This is a genomic window from Streptomyces sp. NPDC107471 (genome assembly GCF_055582845.1).
Genome location: NZ_JBVJPC010000006.1, coordinates 450,674 through 467,941, shown reverse-complemented (window position 1 = coordinate 467,941; position 17,268 = coordinate 450,674). Strand labels below are relative to the sequence as shown.

Genomic DNA, 17,268 nt, shown 5'->3' with positions numbered 1-17,268 from the left:
CAGTCGCACATGGGGGCCAGCGGCAGATCCACCGCCGGGCGGGCAGCACGCCAGGGCCGGCGCGGTTCGCCGTGGCGAAGAGCGACGGCTGCTGCCATGAACGGCGACAGGGGACCGGGCGGCCCACGGCGGGCAGCCGCACATCGGGGCCAGCGGCAGATCCACCGCGAGGTCGGGCACCATGCCCCGGGCCGGCGCGGTCGCCGTGGCGAAGGAACGACGGCTGCTGCCATGACCGGCGACGGCGACCGGGCGGGCCACGGCAAGTAGCGCATCGGGACCGACGACAGATCCTCCGCGGGGTGGGGCACCGTGGCCGCCGACGGGAACCAGCGGCGTCCGATCCGCACTCTTCCGTTACGGCAGGCACCCTTGACAGCATGCGTACTGTTTGGCGACGTTTGATCCTTGCCAGCACTCCGACCGGCGGGACGCGGACGGCGCGTCGTGGGGGGAATTGGGGGGACCGATCGCCCATGCGATCCATGAGCAGTGACACGGACATAACGATCCACAGACCCGGCGAACTCGACACCGCGCTCCGCACGGCCTGGCACCAGGCGATGGACGAGTCGCCGGACTACGCCAACCCGTTCCTGGCACCGGAGTTCGCCGCCGGGATCGACCGGCACCGCGGCGGCGCCCGGGTGGCGGTCCTGCACCAGCGCGGCGAGGCCGTGGGCTTCCTCCCGTACGAACGCGGCTCCTTCGGCGTCGGCCGGGCCATCGGGCTCGGACTGTCCGACTGCCAGGGGCTCGTGCACCGCCCCGGGGTCACCTGGGACACCCGGGCGCTGCTGAAGGCGTGCCGGCTCTCGGTGTTCGAGTTCGACCACCTCGTGGAGGAGCAGAAGCCCTTCGCCCCCTACGTGACGGGGACGTTCGCCTCCCCGGTGATCGATCTGAAGGTCGGCAGCGACAGTTACCCGGAGTGGCTGCGCGGCGCCTACCCGGGGCTCGCGAAGACGACTCTCAAGAAGGAGCGCCGGCTCACCCGCGACCTGGGCGAGATGCGCTTCGTGTTCGACGAGCGCGACCCGCGGGCCCTGCGCACGCTGATGCGGTGGAAGTCGGCGCAGTACCGCAGGACGGGCCGGATGGACCGGTTCGCGCGGCCGTGGATCGTGCGGCTGGTCGAGGACCTCTTCCAGGTCCGCGAGGAGCACTTCACCGGGGTCCTCTCGGTGGTGTACGCGGGTGACCGGCCGGTGGCCGCCCACTTCGGGCCCACCTCGCGCACGGTGTTCGCCCCCTGGTTCACCGCGTACGACCCCGAACTGCGCTACTACTCCCCCGGCCTGATCATGCACCTGCGGATGGCCGAGGCCGCGGGCCGGCGCGGGGTACGGCTCATGGACATGGGGCGCGGCGACAAGGAGTGGAAGGACTGGCTCAAGACCCGTGAACTGCGTGTGGCGGAAGGATTCGCCAGCCGTCCCCACCCGGTCGCGACCGCACACCGACTGTGGCGCCGCCCGGTGCGCGGCCTGCGCAACACGGTCAACGCCCACCCGGCCCTGCGCGAGCCCGCCGACCGCCTCCTGAAGACCGTCGGCACCCTGCGCACGTCCCGGCACCGCTCGGACTCCGACAGCGCGGGACCGCCGGCGAGCTGACGCGAGCCCGCCCACCCGGTCCGCACGCGGGACACACACGCGCGTGTCCTCTTCCCCGGCCCTTCCCTGGCCCGTCGACACAAGGGGTGCCGATGCCCTACGGCTCGCGGCTGGCCGCGACGATGACCCGGCGACTGGGACGCGAGTGCGTCTACACGCCCTCGGCCCGGCTGGCCCTGTACCTGGCGCTCCGGCGCTGGTGCCGGCCGGGCGCGCGGGTGCTGATGTCGCCGGTGAGCGACGACGTGATCCTCTTCGTGGTCCTCGCGGCCGGTCTGCGTCCCGTGCAGGCGCCGGTGTCCGTGTGGGACGGCAACATCGACCCGGCCGCCGTGCCGGAGTCGACCTGGCGCGAGGTGGACGCGGTCCTGACCACCAACCTGTACGGCGTACCCGACCGGGTCCTCGAACTGCGGCGCCGCTGCGCCCAGTTGGGGATCCCGTTGTTCGAGGACGCGGCGCACGCGATCGGCAGCCATGTGGACGGGCAGCCGGTCGGCACCTTCGGCAGGGCGGCGGCGTTCAGCCTGTCCAAGCACGTGGCCGGGATGGCGGGCGGTTTCCTCGCCGTCGAGGACGCGCGCACGCGCCGGGAGCTGGAGCTGCTCCGGGACGATCTCCTCACCCCCGGCAGACTGCGCGAGGACCTCGCCACGACCCTGCGTCCCCTGGCCCTGTCCGCGGTCCGGTCGCTGCGTCTGGTGCGCCCGGTGTGGCGGACCATGGAACGCCTCGGGCTCATGGAGCGCGACACGTTCCGGATGGCCCTCCAGGCGCCCCGGCTCGCCGCCTCGGCCCGGGAGGCCCCGAGCCTGCCCGCGTACGAGCGCTGGGTCCGTGTCGATCTGCACGGCTACCGTTCCCGGCACGGCGCGCTGGTCCGCGGCCAGTTGGGCGTGCGGATGGCCCGGCTCGACGAGGACCTGGCACGGCGCAGGGCCGGGGTCGCCCTGCTGGCGGGCACGCCGTGGGCCTCGCCGGCGCTGCGCGACCGGACGGCGCACGACGGCCCCCTCCCGCTGTTCCGGGTGCCGCTCCTGGTCCACGACCGCGATGCCCTGGTGCGGCGGCTGGTGCGGCACGACCTGGTCTGCGGCTACATCTACGACCCGCCGCTGGACGACTACGCGGGCGCGGAGTTCGTCGAGTCCTCCCCCGACCCGACGCCCGCCCGCTGGTTCGCCGCGCACGCCCTCCCGGCCGATCCCCTGCTGGCCCGCCGGATCGTGGCCGCGTTCACCAGGGAGCGGGTGACCGACGCGCACCCCGCCCTGCTGCGCCCGGTCCCGGACGCCACCCCGCCCCGGCTGCTGGGGCAGTGAGCTCTGCCACCCCGACGATCGATCAAAACATCAGGGGGTTAGCATATGAGCGCCGCCTAGCTCGAAAGAGAATTCTGTGACTGTCAAGGACGACTCGTTCACCGACTGGAAGAACCGCGAAGAGATCGCGGAATCGATGATCCCGATGATCGGGAGGCTGCACCGGGAGCGTGATGTAACGGTTCTTCTGCACAGCCGTTCCCTGGTGAACAAGTCGGTGGTCAGCATCCTCAAGACCCATCGGTTCGCCCGGCAGATCGCCGGCGAGGAGCTCTCCGTCACCGACACCCTGCCCTTCGTCCAGGCCCTCACCACGCTGGACCTCGGCCCCTCGCAGATCGACATCGGCCGGCTGGCCGAGATCTACCAGGCCGACGACCGCGGCCTGTCGGTGGCCGAGTTCACCGCCGAGGCCGTGGCCGGCGCGACGGGCGGCAACAAGATCGACCGCCGGGAGCCGCGGGACGTCGTCCTCTACGGCTTCGGCCGCATCGGCCGACTGGTGGCCCGGCTGCTGATCGAGAAGGCGGGCTCCGGCAACGGACTGCGGCTGCGCGCGATCGTCGTCCGGGGCGGCGGCGAGCAGGACATCATCAAGCGGGCCTCGCTGCTGCGCCGGGACTCCATCCACGGCCAGTTCCAGGGCACGATCACCGTCGACGAGGCCGACAGCGCGATCATCGCCAACGGCAACACCATCAAGGTGATCTACGCGAACGACCCCTCCGAGGTCGACTACACGGCGTACGGCATCAAGAACGCCATCCTCATCGACAACACCGGCAAGTGGCGTGACCGCGAGGGCCTGTCCCAGCACCTGCGCCCCGGCATCGACAAGGTCGTGCTGACCGCGCCGGGCAAGGGCGACGTCCCCAACATCGTGCACGGCGTCAACCACGACACCATCAAGCCGGACGAGCAGATCCTGTCCTGCGCGTCCTGCACCACCAACGCGATCGTCCCGCCGCTGAAGGCGATGGCCGACGAGTACGGCGTGCTGCGCGGCCACGTGGAGACGGTCCACTCGTTCACCAACGACCAGAACCTGCTGGACAACTACCACAAGGCCGACCGCCGGGGCCGTTCCGCGCCGCTGAACATGGTCATCACGGAGACGGGCGCAGCCTCCGCCGTCGCCAAGGCGCTGCCCGACCTGAAGGCGCCGATCACCGGCAGCTCGATCCGGGTGCCCGTGCCGGACGTCTCCATCGCGATCCTGAGCCTGCGCCTGGGCCGTGAGACCACCCGCGAGGAGGTCCTCGACCACCTGCGCAACGTCTCGCTGACCTCACCGCTCAAGCGTCAGATCGACTTCACCACGGCCCCCGACGCGGTCTCCAGCGACTTCATCGGCTCGCGCCACTCCTCGATCGTCGACGCCGGCGCCACCAAGGTCGACGGGGACAACGCCATCCTCTACCTCTGGTACGACAACGAGTTCGGCTACTCCTGCCAGGTGGTCCGGGTCGTGCAGCACGTGACCGGGGTGGAGTACCCGACCTATCCGGCGCCCGCGGTCTGATCCCAGCGGCGGGTCAGTGCCGGCGTTCCCGGTACAGGTCGCGCAGCAGGGCGATCTCGGCGCCGTGGTGCAGGACTTCCTGGTTGACCCACCACACGATGTCCAGGAAGGGCTCCTCGGGGTCGCTCCCGTGCGGGTAGGTGCAGCGGCCCACGGTGTCGAGATCGCTGTCGTCGGTGGCCCGCAGCGTCGTGCGCCAGGCGTCGGCCGCCGCGTCGAAGGCGGCGACCGCGTCGGCGGCGGTGCCGCTGACGCGGTAGTCGTCGCGGGTGAGGGTGTGGGTGCCGGTCGTGTGGTCGGCGCGCAGGAGGAGCATCTCGCTGAGGTGGCTCAGCCGCCACGCCAGGGTGGTGAACGGCGGCGGTACGGGGTGCGGGTGGGGCGCGGCGTCCCGGCCCCAGTCGCCGGACCCGGTCAGGAAGGCCGCGCGCGCCCCGGGTTCCTCGCCGCGCCGTCGCACCGACCAGCAGTTCGGCACCGGTTCCCAGAGGTACTCGTCGTCGGTCAGCGGGCCGACCGGGGTCCGTGAGCCGTCTCCGCTGTCCATGACCGGTCCGGCGAGCCGGCCGGCCAGTCGCTCGCAGGACCAGTCGAACTGGTCCAGCAGCGGGGTGAGGCGAGGTCCTGCGGTCATGGGTGCTCCCCTGGGTGGTCCGGCCGGTCAGGCTGGCACACCCCGGGGGCGACCCGCTTCCCCTTTTTTCCCGCCTCCGGGCGGAGGGTGAGCCCCCCCGGTGACCGCCTAGTGCCCCCGGAATGCCTCCTCCAGCCACCATGCCCCGCGGTCCGCCACCACCTTGGCGTCGATCAGCAGCGGGGCGGAACGCGGTCCCGCCACCCAGTCCGCCACCGGCTTCAGATCCGCCGGCGTACGCACGGTCACCGCCTCGAAGCCGTAGCCGCGGGCCACGGCGGCGATGTCGGTCGGCGGGAACACGACGGTGTCGAGCGGGTGCCCGTCGGGCCCGAAGTGGTGCACCTCCGCGCCGTAGCCCTCGTCGTTGTACACGACGACGACCATGGGCAGTCCGAGCCGCCGTACGGTGTCCAGGTCGGCGGCGCCCATCAGCGCGCCCCCGTCGCCGAGCGCGGCCACCGGCAGCCGGTCCGGGCGGGCCAGGGCCGCGCCGATCGCGGTGGCGAGGCCGAGACCGATCGACTGGTAGGCCTGGGTGAAGCAGAAGCCGTCCTGGTCCGGCACCGACAGGAACATGCTCGGGTGGCCCATGAAGTTGCCGGAGTCGACGCCGATCACCCGCTCCGCCGGGAGGATGTCGTCCAGCGCGATGCTGAGGGTGCGCGGATCGATCCGGTCGCGGGTGCCCGTGTCCTCGTACGGCACGTCACGCCAGCGCACCCGCGCGGCGACGGCCGCGGCGATGTCGGGGGTCCGCAGGCCCTGCCGCCGGTCGCCGGAGGCCGCCAGGACGTGTCGCGCGGTGCGTTCGACGTCGCCGGTGACCCCGAGATGCAGCTCCCGGTGCGCGCCGAGCGCCGCGGGGTCGTCGTCGACCTGGACCACGGTGGTGCCGGCTCCGATGAGGGCGCCGTGCCGCATGGTCCACATGTTCAGTGCGCAGCCCCAGCCGACGATCACGTCGGCGCTCCGGATGAGTTCGGCCGCCAGGGGCGATGCGAAGCCTCCGGAGACGTCGAGCGACCAGGGGTTGCCGTGGAACAGCCCGCGCGCCACGGCCGAGGTCGCCAGCAGCGCGCCGCAGCGCTCGGCGAGGGCTTCGAGGGCGTCCCGGGCGGCGGGTGAGCGGGAGCCGCGGCCGGCCACGAAGACCGGTCGCCGCGCCTGCTCCAGCACCCGCGTGAGGGCGGCCGCCTCGGACGCGGCCGGTTCGACCGCCGACCGGCGCGGCACGGGTGCCACCTGGGCGAGGACACCGTCGGGAGCCTCCAACGCCTGTACTTCCAAGGGGAGGTTGAGGAGCACCGTGCGCCGCTCGTGCAGAGCCCGCCGCACCGCCTCGACCGCCTGTTCCACGGCGTCCTCGGCCGAGGTGATCCGCAGCGGCACCGCACCGACGGCCGCGCCCAGCGCGTCCTGGTCGACGTAGAAGTTGGAGGTCGGCCTGGTGACTTCGGCGGCGAGCACGACGAGCGGTGTGCGGCTCTTGGCCGCCTCGGCGATGCCCGTCATCGCGTTGGTCAGCCCGGGCCCCTGGTGGACGCTGACGGCGGCGACCGTGCCGCTCACGCGCGCGTAGGCGTCGGCCATCGTGGCCGCACCGCCCTCGTGACGCGCGGCGACGAATCGCGCGCCGGCCGCGATCAGGGCGTTGGTCAGATGGAAGTTCCCGGATCCGACGACGCCGAAGACCTGCTCGACGCCCGCCGTGCGCAGGGCCCGTCCAACGGCCTCCGCGACCTTCATGACCGCTCCACCAGGGCCAGCACGCGCGCCGGGGAGCCGGAGCCCGCGACGATGGGCAGCGGCCCCGCGACGACGACACTGCCCGTGGCGGGCAGTGCGTCCAGGTTGCGGAGCTGGGTCAGGCCGTACTTGTCGCTGCCCATCAGATAGGAGTGGCAGGGGAAGGCGGGCTCGAAGGAGTGCCCGCGCCCGGCGTCCGTGCCGACGGTCTCCACCCCGAGGCCGATCACGGGCGACTCCTCGGCCACCCAGCGCGCGCACTCCGGGGACAGCCCGGGGGTGTGCGGGCCGTTCTCGTCGGCGTTCAGGAAGGTCTCCTGGGAGTGCGCGCGGGCGTCCCAGCCGGTGCGCAGGAACAGCCAACCCCCCTCCGGCAGCGGTCCGTTGTGTTCCTCCCAGGCCTTCACGTGGTCCACCTCCACGAGGAAGTCGGGGTCCTTGGCGGCCTCGTCGGTGAAGTCGAGCACGGCGGCGGGGGCGATCAGCCGACCGACCGGTACGGACGCCACGTCGGCGAGGTCCTTTCCGGTCACCCAGTGGTTCGGGGCGTCGAAGTGGGTGCCGGTGTGCTCTCCGCTGCGGAAGTTGTTCCAGTACCAGGCCGGTCCGCGGTCGTCGTACCGGCTGATCTCCTCCAGTTCGAAGACCGCCGTCTGGCCGAACTCCGGCGGCAGTTGGATCACGGGCGTGGACGACGACAACGGCGAGGTGAGATCGACGACTTCGATCGAACCGGCCCGCAGGGCGGACACCAGCGCGGCGAGAAGGGACGGCTGCTCGTGCATGAGGGCCTCCTGAAACGCTCCGAGGCTGCCAGCATGGCATCGCGAGGGCGGTCGGCGGCACCGTCTTCCCCGAGGAGCCGGAAGCGGCGCACGATGGCGCCGGGAACCACGAAGGGCCCCGGATCGGATGATCCGGAGCCCTCGGCAGGCGTGCGGTCAGTTCACGCCGACGTGGGCGTTGACGTCGAGCGCGACACCCGCGGCCGAGACGCAGACGCCGGCGTCGGCGCAGACCTCGAGGTTCGCCACCTGGAGGTGGACACCGGCAGCGGTCGCGGCGGCGACACCACCGGCGACGTTGTCCAGGTCGGCGTCGGTGAGCTCGGCTGCCTCGATGTGGGGGGTGACGTTCATGGCGCGCGGTTCCTTTCGCATGAGCAATCCTCAAGGAGGGGGACACCGGATGGAAGCACGCCGGGCATGGACACGGCCAGTCAGCCGGACGCGCCCCGCGGCGGGTGGCCGTCACCGGCTTCACCGCCGTCGCAACACGGTCACCCGATCCACCTGTTTCTTCACAGGATTTGCTGGAGCGGTTTCCGCGCCTTCATCGCCGTGAGGCTCCCAAGACGGACACTCCACCACCAAAAAGCCGTGCGCGGACGCGGTCATGACTACCGTTCAGTTTCCGCGTGGCCGAGCCGTGAACGGTGTGCAGGTTCGCCGGATTTTCGATGCGGCTCAGCCGAAGTCGACATCGCTGCACAGGAAGTACGTCTGGTCCATGTGGGACGCCTGCCAGATCGTGTAGACGACGTGCCGGCCGCTGTAGCCGGAGGTGTTCACGTCGATCAGGTAGTTCTGGCTGGGCGCGTAGCGTCCGGTGCGGGCGACCAGTTGGAGGTCGTCCCACGTCAGGGGCTGGGTGGTGGGGTCGAAGCCCTGCCGTGTCACGTAGACGAGGAAGTAGTCGGCGCCGTGGCTGGCCTGGTCGTAGAGGTGCACGGTGAAGTCGTCGGCGAGGGCCGTGGTCTTCCAGGCGCCCACCGCGTCCAGGGAGTTGTAGCGGCCGCTCTCGGTCCGGCCGCCGCTGCAGAGCTGCCCGTCGGGGACGACGGCCTCGAAGTTCCCGGCGGAGCCGTTGCGATACAGGCCGTTCCAGTTCCACATGGCGTTGGGGTTGTCCTGCCAGGCCTGCCAGCACATGGGGTCCTCCTGCGCCATGGCCGGGTTCTGGAAGTCGGAGCCCCAGCGCAGCCAGCAGCCGTAGTTGCGGGACGCGGGATCGACGACCGAACCGTGGGCGACGGCCGTGCCGCTCCAGGGAACCAGGCAGAGCAACAGGGCGAGGAGTGCGCCGAGGACGAGCTGGGGGCCCCGTCCGCCGCGCCTGATGACTTTTTTGTGGTGATCATGACAAGCGGATGTCATGGTGCGTGCCTTTCGAAGTGGGGGGACTCAATCGTGCGCGAGCGCCGTGGGAGCGCTCCCGCAGCAACCAACGTGCGCCTCACCCGTCAGGCCTGCAACACGGGATTGCGCCACTTTCAGGACCCCTCCGTTCCCGGTGCGGAAAACGTTTTATCCGTGCCCGGGGTAGACTTGCGTCGCCCATCTGGAAGAGCGTCCGAGGACTCCGTCCTTCCTGGTCGTACGGCTGCAACAGCGAGGGGGTGGACGTCATTTCGGTTCGCCCCGCCCGTATCCAGGACGTCGCGGCCGCCGCCGGGGTCTCGGTCTCCACGGTGTCGAACGTCCTGAACCGGCCCGAGCGGGTCAACGCGCGCACCGCCGCGCGGGTCCGCGACGCGGTCGCCGCCCTCGACTACGTCCCCCACCCGGGAGCCGCCGGTCTGCGCACCGGGCACTCCTCGTCGATCGGCCTGGTGCTGCCGGACGTGGCCAACTCCTTCTACTCGCGCATCGCGCGCGGCGCCGCGGACGCGGCGTACGAGCACGGCTACTCCCTCGTGCTGTGCGACAGCGGGGACGCGCCGGAGCGGGAGGAGGGCTACTTCACCATGCTCATCGAACAGCGGGCGGTCGGCGCGGTGGTGGTCCCGCTGAGCGCCGACCCCACCCGGCTGTCGCGGTTGCGCGAGCGCGGCATCCCGCTGGTGCTGGCGGACCGCGCGATGCCCGCCCAGGAGGGCTGTTCGGTCTCGGTGGACGACATCGCCGGCGGGCGCATGGCCGTGCAGCACCTCCTGGACCGCGGGGCCCGGGACATCCTCGTCGTGAACGGCGAGCGCACGATCCGCCAGTGCGCCGACCGCTACCAGGGCGCCCGCCAGGCCGTGCGCACCCGGCGGGAGGCCCGCCTCGGCCAGGTCGTCGCCGAGGAGATGACGGTGGCGTACGGCAGCGGGATCGCGCAGGGTCTCGACGAGCTGCCCGACGGGGTGTTCTGCACCAACGACTTCCTCGCGGCGGGCCTGTGCCGGGCGCTGGGCGAGCGCGGGGTGAAGATCCCGGAGGACGTCCAGGTGGTCGGGTACGGCGACCTGGACATCGCGAGCTTCGTGGGCACCACCCTCACGACGGTCCGCCAGCCGGTCGAGGAGCTCGGCCGGGCGGCCGTCGAGATGCTCCTGGACGAGGTGGAGGCCCGCGCCGAACACGCCCACGAGGCGAGGGTGTTCGCTCCGGGGCTCGTCGTGCGGGACTCCACGCGGACGTCCTCAGACGCGCCGTTCTAGCGTCACCGGACCCAGCAGTCCCGAGGGCAACTGCGAGGGGAAGGCCCAGGCGGTCGGTGTGGCCTCGGCGAGGTAGGGGGCCAGGGTGTTGTGGACCGTCACCTCCAGGCGGACGGCCCGCCCGGAGGTCCTGGTCAGCGTGAATCGGTACGGCGCACAGAACGCCTCTCCGACGAGTTCGCCGTCGACGCGCACCTCGGCGCTGCCGCGCACCCGCCCCAGGTCCAGCACCGGGTCCGGCCCGGCCGGCACCGTGAGGGTGCGCGCGTAGGCCACACCCCCGCTCCAGCCGCCCAGCCCCAGCTCGCCCCACTCCCCGAGCGGCAGGGGCGCCGGTACCGTGCGCACCCGCACCGGTCCCCGCCAGGCGGAACCGCCGCGCAGCACGGCCGTGGGAGCGGTGACGACCTCGCACTCGGCGGCTCCTCCGAGGGGGCGGTCCAGCGTCAACTCGCCCCCCTTCAGATCCAGTTCGGGGCCGCCGTCGATGCTCACCCGGGCCGGGAGCTCCAGGGGCAGGTCGAGGGACACGGTGCCCGCCGGGACGGTGAAGCGGAAGCGCTGCCGCGTCTCCCGGACATCGTCGGTGGACCGCAGGTGCAGTGTCCCGGAGCCGAGCACCGGGGCCCCGGCCAGCCAGGCGGCCCCGGGCAGCGGATGCGGGCGTACCGCGGCGCCGCAGTGCTGCAACTCCCCCCAGCGGCCCTCGTGTTCGACGGTGGCTCCCTGCCACTCCCCCGTCCGGGCCTCCCAGCCGGGACCGCTGACCAGGGCGGACCCGTCCGCCACGAGGTCGACGTAGATCCCGTCCCGTACGTCGGTGCTGTCGGCCACCAGGTCGAGGACGTGGTCGCCGCCGTCCAGTGTCAGCTCGTGCCGGAAGAACATCGGTACCGCGCCCCAGTCGGACTCGTAGTACTCGACCTTCTCCTGCCGGGCCACGACGGCTCCGTCGAGCAGGACGGTCACGCCCACCGCGGCGCCCACGACGAGGACCGCCGCCGCTCCCTCACCGGGGACGTCGATCCTGCCGCTGTAGGTCACACAGCCGTCCGGCCGTACGCCGTCGGGCAGGCGCATGAACAGCGGGCGGGGCGCGAACCCGTCCGGGTGGGACAGGCAGAAGTAGCTGCCCAGCGGGGTGTCGGCGGCGCCGGAGATGGTCTGCGGCCGGTCCTGGGCGTCGGACAGCTCGTACTCCAGGACGTTGCGGGCCCGTTCGACCCGGATCCGGGCCGACGCGAGGTAGCCGCCGGTGGTCTCCAGCGGACTGCCGTTCCACCAGAGGCGTTTGACCGCCGCCGCGCCGATGTGCAGGTCGGCGGGTCCGCGGTGACCGGTCTCCACGACGGCCCTGACCCGGGCGACCGTCCCGGTCACGGGCACGGCAACGCGCACGAACTCTTCCGGGACCAGGCCCTTGTTGCCGAGCAGGCCGTCCGGGTCGGGGATGCCACGACTGGACGAGTAGAGCGAGACGCCCCAGTCCGCGGGGGCCAACTCCCCTGCACCGGAGAGGACTTGTTCGACTGCGGCGCTGTCCAGGGGCGGCGGCGCCTGGTGGGAGGGCACGGGTGGCAGGACGCGGACGCGGTTGCCGTAGGTCGCCCGTACCAGCTCCCAGGAGTGACCGTCCTCGGTCCAGCGCATGGTCCAGATCTGCGGTTCGTCCAGGGCGGCCCCGGCGGGCAGGGCCAGGTCGCCCCAGGTGTTGTCCAGGGTGGGCACGAGGCGGCCCTCCCAGCCCTCCGACAGGTCGACGGTCTCGGTCGGTTCCGTGGGCGGCGGGGGCACGGCGTCGGCCGTCGGGCCCTCCCGCCAGACGACGAGGGCGGCGGGGGCGCCCTCAAGGGGTACCTCGATGGTCGAGACGCCGTCGGTGACGGTGACACGAGCCGGGCAGCGGAGGCCCGTCGCCGGGTTCCAGACCTCGGCCTCGGCGACCGGGGCCCGCACGGTGACGGTGGAGGTACGGGCGTAGCGCGCGGGGTCGATCTCGTGCCGGCCCTCCGGCGGATGCGTACGGGCGTCCGGGAACGCCCCCGTGACCAGCGCGACCGCGGCGTCGCCCTTCCTCCTGACCAGCAGCGGCACCTCGCCCGTCGCGTATCCGGCGTCGGCCGCCGCCGCGCCGGCCTCGGCGTCGGTCACCCGCTCCAGACGGGGATGCTCCGCGAGCGCGGCCACCACGGAGTCGTCACCGGCGAGCCCCGCGGCGCGTTCCGGCGGGCGGCCGACGACCACGACACGTCCTCCGGCGTCGAGGAGCTCAGTGAGCCGGCGGGCCGTCTCGTGCTCCAGGACGCTCGCGGAGGGCAGCAGGACCGTCGTGTACGCCAGGTCCCTGACGCGCAGGACGCCGTCGCCGGCCTTGGCGGCCTGGACCGAGGTGTCGTCGATGACGTCGAAGGAGACGCGGTGCCGGTCGAGGGCGCCGACAGTGGGCCGCAGCCAGTTGTTGGTGCCGCACAGTTCCAGGTAGTGGCGCTGGGTCTCGTCGACGTCGGCGTGGGCCGCGCCGAGGCGGCCGTCGCCGAAGTGCTGGACGGGGGCGTCCAGGGGAAGCAGGGCCTGCATGGTGGCGGTGGGGTGCAGGACCGCCACGTCGGCGCTGTAGGTGCCCCAGGACAGGATCGAGCAGATCCGGGCGACGGCCCGGGAGAAGGCGGGGTACTGCCGCCAGTACGGCTGGCGCCAGTCGGTGGACGGCGGTGCCCACTCGAACCAGCCGCCCGCGGTGCCGAAGTAACTGGCGTGCGGGTTGTACAGGTTGGCGCCGCTGCGCAGGAACGGCAGCAGCCAGTCGTAGGTCTCCTCCAGCGTGCCGCCCCAGCCGGAGGAGTGGAAGGACTCGATCCAGACCCGCTCGTGCCCGTAGAGGTGGGCCATGGAGGAGTGGACCTTGGCGTCGCCGTGGTGGTCGCTGCCGGCGGCGCTGTACCAGCGGTGGGTGCGGAAGTAGTCGGTGTAGAGCTGGGTGGACTGGGCCGGGAAGCCGGAGCGGGCCGGATGGCTCTGGTCGCAGCCCAGCAGCAGGCCGCGCTCCTCGTGCCAGGCGGCGAGCGGGCGGAACAGGGCCTCCTCGGTGAGTTCGGCGCGGACGGCGTAGTAGTCGGCGCGGATCCGCCGGGCCCGGTCGGAGTCGTCCCCGGTGAACAGGGCGGGCAGGTGGTCGAGGAGGTCGTAGCCCCGCCGGGTCCGGAACTCCTCGGGGAGGCGGCCGGTCCAGGAGTTGGTGGCGGGCAGCTCGTCCTGGAAGCTGCCCGCGATGACGTTGCCCAGGTGCTCGGGCACGCGGCGGTCGTACTCGCGGTGAATGGCGTCGAACAGGAGACCGACGGCAGCGGGGTTCAGATAGTCGAACGCCGTGGGGACGGCGAGGACCAGGCGCACCTCGGTGCCGTCGGGGGCGCCGACGTGCGCCGGACCGGTGACCGGCAGGCGTGCGCCCGAGTCGTCGTACGCCCCCAGCAGCGTCTCCGTGCCCCGCAGGGGGACCGTGCCGCCCGAGACCACCGCCCGGCGGGCGCGCAGGGCGCGGCCCGCCGCCTCGGGGTGGCGGCGGGTGATGCTCCCCTGGACGTTGGCGCCGGAGAAGCCGATCTGGTCGTAGAACCACAGGCGTGTGCCCAGGTCCCCGGCGATCTCGCAGGCGTCCGTGAAGCGGGCCCACCACTCCTCGCCGAACCACACCGGGTCGTCGGTCCGGGCGCCGAAGGTCGGCCCGGCTGGAGCCAGATTAATCACCACGAGGTTGTGGACGCCGCCGTCCGCGAAGCGGCGGAGCTGCCAGGCCAGGCGGTCGCGGGTGACCTTCGCGCCGGACCACCACCACAGCGGGGTGGGGCCGAAGTCCCGGGGCGGGTCGTCGAAGAGCCGTTGCAGGGCTGGAGAGAGCACGGGTGGGTCCTTCCGACTACGGCCGGGACACTCTCACGGATCAAAAACGTTTTACGTCAGCCTCACCGTAGGACACCCCCACGGCCCTCACCAGAGCTGCGGGGCCGTCAGGTCGTTTCCACGGATGGCCGCATGACGTCTTGTTGGAACGTTTTTACCCTCCTATAGTCGCTGGACATCGGCCGAGAACAGCGACGTCCCCCTCCGCTCGGACCCCCTCTCCCCAGACGGAGCCGCATCATGGCCCGAACCTCGCCTGCCCCGAACCAGCCGGAACCGCCCATCGAGAAGCGCCTGTGGAAGGTCGCGACCCTCTCCGGCATGGCGTCCTACCTCGATGCCGCACTGATCGTGAGCATCGGCGTCAACCTGGCCATCTACCGCGACGCCTACGACATGGGCGTCTGGATGGCCGGTGCGATCAGCGCGATCGTCACCATCTGCATCGCCGTCGGTTCCCTGGTCGGCGGGCGTCTCGCCGACGTCTTCGGCCGACGCCGTCTCTACAACCTCGACATCCTCTGTTACGCCGTCGGGGCGATCGTCATCACCCTCGCACCCGACGACATCACCCTTCTGGTGGGCGTCCTGCTCGCCGGTCTCGCGGCCGGCGCCGACCTGCCGACGTCCCTGGCCGTGGTGTCGGACGCCGCCCCCGACCACGCCCGCGGACGGCTCATCGCGTTCACGCAGGTCATGTGGATGCTGGGCATCATCGTCGTGGTCTTCGTCGGCTTCGCCCTGTCGGACACGGGGATGCTCGGGGCCCGTCTCATCACCGGCCATCTGGCGGTCGCCGCCCTGGTGACCTGGCATCTGCGCGCACGACTGGAACTGGCCACCGGGCCTGACCCGGAGCAGGACCAGGTCACGGTCGACAAGCCCGCCGCGGAGCGGGGTGTCGCACTCAGGAACGTCTGGACCCGTGCCGCCCTGGTGCCCATGCTCGCCACCTTCGCCTTCTACGTCACCTGGGGCCTGGGCGCGAACACCATGGGCCAGTTCACGACGTATCTGCTGGTCACCGTCAGCGGTGCCTCGCAGAGCATGGCCACCGGCATCAACCTGGCGTGTCTGCCGATCGGCCTGCTGCTGACGCTCGCCTTCGTGCGGATCGCCGACGGCCCGCGCCGCGACCGGATGTTCTACGTCGCCACGGTCGTGCAGATCGCGGCCTTCGCGATCGGCACGCTGACCCTGGGCGCCATCGTCGGCTTCCTCGTCTTCTACGTCCTCTACCAGCTCTCGTACCCCTTCGCCGGAGAGGCCAACTACAAGGTGTGGTCGCAGCTCACGCTGCCCGCCGACACCCGGGGCACCACGCAGGGGATCACCTACGCCGTCTCGCGCGGGGTCTTCGCGGGCGTCGCGTTCGTCACGCCCGCCCTGCTCGACCGGAGCCCCAGCCTGCTGCTCTGGGTGATCACCGGCTGCATGGCCCTGTCGGCACTGGCGGGCCTGTACATCGTCCGCGTCCTCGTCCCGCGCGCGTCCCCGGCCGCCACCGCTCCGGCGGACCTCAAGGTCGCGCAGACCTGAACCGAATCCCGAAGGAGCGCCGACCATGGCGACGACCGAAGCCACCACGACGTACGCCGGTGAACGGGAGGCCCGTCTGGAGGAGTTGCTCCCGCCCGTGACCCGGCGCCGGCCGCGGATCGGGCTGGTGTCCGGCGGACTCGGCACGTACTGGCCGCAGTTCCCGGGGCTCCTCCCCCAGTTGAAGGAGTCGGCGGCCTATGTCGCCGACCGGCTCGGGCAGTTGGACGCGGAGGTGACGGACGCCGGGTTCGTCTCCGACGCGCAGGAGGGCGCGGCCGCCGCCGAGCGACTGCGGCAGGTGGACTGCGATCTGATCGTGCTCTTCCTGACCACCTACCTGACCTCGTCGATGGTGCTGCCGATCGCGCAGCGCACCAACACCCCGGTGCTGGTCGTGGACCTCCAGCCGTCCGAGCGGATGGACCACGCCTCCTTCGACACCGGCGACTGGCTGGCGTACTGCTCGCAGTGCTCGGTCCCGGAGGTCGGCAACGTCTTCCGCCGGGCCGGCATCCCCTTCCGGTCGGTGTCCGGGTGGCTGCGGCAGGAGTCGGCGTGGCGGCGCATCGAGCGGTGGGTGCGGGCCGCGCACGTCCGGGCCGCGCTCCGGCACGCCCGGCACGGTCTCATGGGGCACGTGTATCCCGGGATGCTGGACGTGCAGACCGATCCGACGCTGCTGTCGGCGACCTTCGGCTCGCACGTCGAGGTGCTGGAGTTCGACGATCTGCGGCACCGGGTGGAGAAGGTGACCGAGGCGGAGACCCGGGAGCGGGTGGAACTCGCCCGGCGGATCTTCACCGTCGACGAGAGCGTGGTCGACGAGGACTTCGCCTGGGGTGCGACGGTGTCGGTGGCGCTCGACCGGCTGGTGGCGGATTTCGGTCTCGACACCCTCGCCTACTACCACCGGGGGCTCGACGGCGAGCAGCACGAGCGGCTCGGCGCCGGCATGATCCTGGGGGCCTCGCTGCTCACCGCGCGGGGTGTGCCCGCGGCCGGTGAGTTCGAACTGCGCACCAGTCTGGCGCAGTTGGCCTCGCAGAGTGTCGGTGCCGGAGGCTCCTTCACGGAGATCCAGGCGCTGAACTTCGAGGACGGGGTGGTGGAGATGGGCCACGACGGCCCCGCCCACCTGGCGCTGAGCGCCCGCGATCCGCTGCTGCGCGGTCTCGGTGTCTACCACGGCAAGCGCGGCTGGGGTGTCAGCGTGGAGTTCGACGTCCGGCACGGTCCCGTGACCCTGCTGGGCCTCGGCCAGGACGCGGACGGCAGCCTGTCGTTCATCACGTCGGAGGGCGCCGTCGTACCGGGTCCGCTGCTGGAGATCGGAAACACCACCAGCAGGGTCGACTTCGGCCTCGATCCCGGCGAATGGGTCGACGCGTGGAGCGCGACGGGGGTCGGGCACCACTGGTCGCTGGCGGTGGGCCACCACGGCGCCGACTTCCGGGCCGCGGCGAGTCTGCTGGGGATCGAGCACCGGGAGGTGTGACCCGGGGCGGGTGCGGAAGGGGTCGGGTCCGGGGTCTGCAGCCCCCGGGCCGGCCGCCCGGCCG

At 72.0% G+C, this 17,268-nt stretch carries 12 protein-coding genes; 6 read left to right on the top strand and 6 right to left on the bottom strand.

The genetic code is table 11. The features are described from left to right. Window positions 1-476 precede the first annotated feature (476 nt). From ACZ66S_RS23210 to ACZ66S_RS23200, 3 genes are all read left to right on the top strand, one after another. Window positions 477-1,616, top strand: a complete 1,140-nt coding sequence (locus ACZ66S_RS23210) for a GNAT family N-acetyltransferase (RefSeq protein WP_469903428.1) — start codon at window positions 477-479, stop codon at window positions 1,614-1,616. 92 nt (window positions 1,617-1,708) lie between these two features. Continuing rightward, complete coding sequence (locus ACZ66S_RS23205; protein ID WP_469903427.1) at window positions 1,709-2,938, top strand: DegT/DnrJ/EryC1/StrS family aminotransferase; 1,230 nt, start codon at window positions 1,709-1,711, stop codon at window positions 2,936-2,938. A gap of 76 nt (window positions 2,939-3,014) precedes the next feature. Continuing rightward, a complete protein-coding gene (locus tag ACZ66S_RS23200; RefSeq protein WP_469903426.1) occupies window positions 3,015-4,460 on the top strand; it encodes a glyceraldehyde-3-phosphate dehydrogenase in 1,446 nt (481 codons plus the stop codon). Window positions 4,461-4,473: 13 nt separating this feature from the next. On the opposite strand, the gene ACZ66S_RS23195 is transcribed toward ACZ66S_RS23200, so the two are convergent. The 5 genes from ACZ66S_RS23195 to ACZ66S_RS23175 form a co-directional block, all read right to left on the bottom strand. Then, a complete protein-coding gene (locus ACZ66S_RS23195) occupies window positions 4,474-5,094 on the bottom strand; it encodes a DinB family protein (RefSeq protein ID WP_469903425.1) in 621 nt (206 codons plus the stop codon). 108 nt (window positions 5,095-5,202) lie between these two features. Then, window positions 5,203-6,843: a thiamine pyrophosphate-binding protein gene (locus ACZ66S_RS23190; protein ID WP_469903424.1), complete on the bottom strand. Its 1,641-nt coding sequence runs from the start codon at window positions 6,841-6,843 to the stop codon at window positions 5,203-5,205. Then, window positions 6,840-7,628: a cyclase family protein gene (locus ACZ66S_RS23185; RefSeq protein WP_469903423.1), complete on the bottom strand. Its 789-nt coding sequence runs from the start codon at window positions 7,626-7,628 to the stop codon at window positions 6,840-6,842. Before ACZ66S_RS23185 ends, ACZ66S_RS23190 begins: the two co-directional genes overlap by 4 nt. Before the next feature lie 156 nt (window positions 7,629-7,784). Beyond that, window positions 7,785-8,003, bottom strand: coding sequence for a hypothetical protein (locus ACZ66S_RS23180; RefSeq protein ID WP_469903422.1), 219 nt, complete (start codon window positions 8,001-8,003; stop codon window positions 7,785-7,787). Between the two features lie 306 nt (window positions 8,004-8,309). Further along, the gene (locus tag ACZ66S_RS23175) at window positions 8,310-8,999 is read right to left on the bottom strand and encodes a lytic polysaccharide monooxygenase auxiliary activity family 9 protein (protein WP_469903421.1); all 690 of its coding nucleotides are present in this window, start codon (window positions 8,997-8,999) and stop codon (window positions 8,310-8,312) included. Window positions 9,000-9,241: 242 nt separating this feature from the next. Here ACZ66S_RS23175 and ACZ66S_RS23170 point away from each other — a divergent pair, with 242 nt between their 5' ends. Further along, entirely contained in the window at window positions 9,242-10,267 is a 1,026-nt protein-coding gene (locus ACZ66S_RS23170) for a LacI family DNA-binding transcriptional regulator (protein WP_469903420.1), read from the top strand. On the opposite strand, the gene ACZ66S_RS23165 is transcribed toward ACZ66S_RS23170, so the two are convergent. Next, on the bottom strand, window positions 10,250-14,167 hold the full coding sequence (locus tag ACZ66S_RS23165) for a glycosyl hydrolase (protein ID WP_469903419.1): 3,918 nt from the start codon (window positions 14,165-14,167) through the stop codon (window positions 10,250-10,252). The genes ACZ66S_RS23170 and ACZ66S_RS23165 overlap by 18 nt on opposite strands. Before the next feature lie 240 nt (window positions 14,168-14,407). On the opposite strand from ACZ66S_RS23165, the gene ACZ66S_RS23160 reads away from it, so the two are divergent. Continuing rightward, entirely contained in the window at window positions 14,408-15,706 is a 1,299-nt protein-coding gene (locus tag ACZ66S_RS23160; RefSeq protein WP_469903418.1) for an MFS transporter, read from the top strand. Window positions 15,707-15,731: 25 nt separating this feature from the next. After that, entirely contained in the window at window positions 15,732-17,204 is a 1,473-nt protein-coding gene (locus ACZ66S_RS23155; RefSeq protein ID WP_469903417.1) for an arabinose isomerase, read from the top strand. Window positions 17,205-17,268 lie beyond the last annotated feature (64 nt).

Bases quoted from the DNA above. Each gene is read 5' to 3' on its own strand.
- ACZ66S_RS23185 (WP_469903423.1), bottom strand. From the start codon at position 7,628: ATGCACGAGCAGCCGTCCCTTCTCGCCGCGCTGGTGTCCGCCCTGCGG.
- ACZ66S_RS23155 (WP_469903417.1), top strand. From the start codon at position 15,732: ATGGCGACGACCGAAGCCACCACGACGTACGCCGGTGAACGGGAGGCC.
- ACZ66S_RS23190 (WP_469903424.1), bottom strand. From the start codon at position 6,843: ATGAAGGTCGCGGAGGCCGTTGGACGGGCCCTGCGCACGGCGGGCGTC.
- ACZ66S_RS23175 (WP_469903421.1), bottom strand. From the start codon at position 8,999: ATGACATCCGCTTGTCATGATCACCACAAAAAAGTCATCAGGCGCGGC.
- ACZ66S_RS23180 (WP_469903422.1), bottom strand. From the start codon at position 8,003: ATGCGAAAGGAACCGCGCGCCATGAACGTCACCCCCCACATCGAGGCA.
- ACZ66S_RS23195 (WP_469903425.1), bottom strand. From the start codon at position 5,094: ATGACCGCAGGACCTCGCCTCACCCCGCTGCTGGACCAGTTCGACTGG.
- ACZ66S_RS23210 (WP_469903428.1), top strand. From the start codon at position 477: ATGCGATCCATGAGCAGTGACACGGACATAACGATCCACAGACCCGGC.
- ACZ66S_RS23205 (WP_469903427.1), top strand. From the start codon at position 1,709: ATGCCCTACGGCTCGCGGCTGGCCGCGACGATGACCCGGCGACTGGGA.
- ACZ66S_RS23160 (WP_469903418.1), top strand. From the start codon at position 14,408: ATGGCCCGAACCTCGCCTGCCCCGAACCAGCCGGAACCGCCCATCGAG.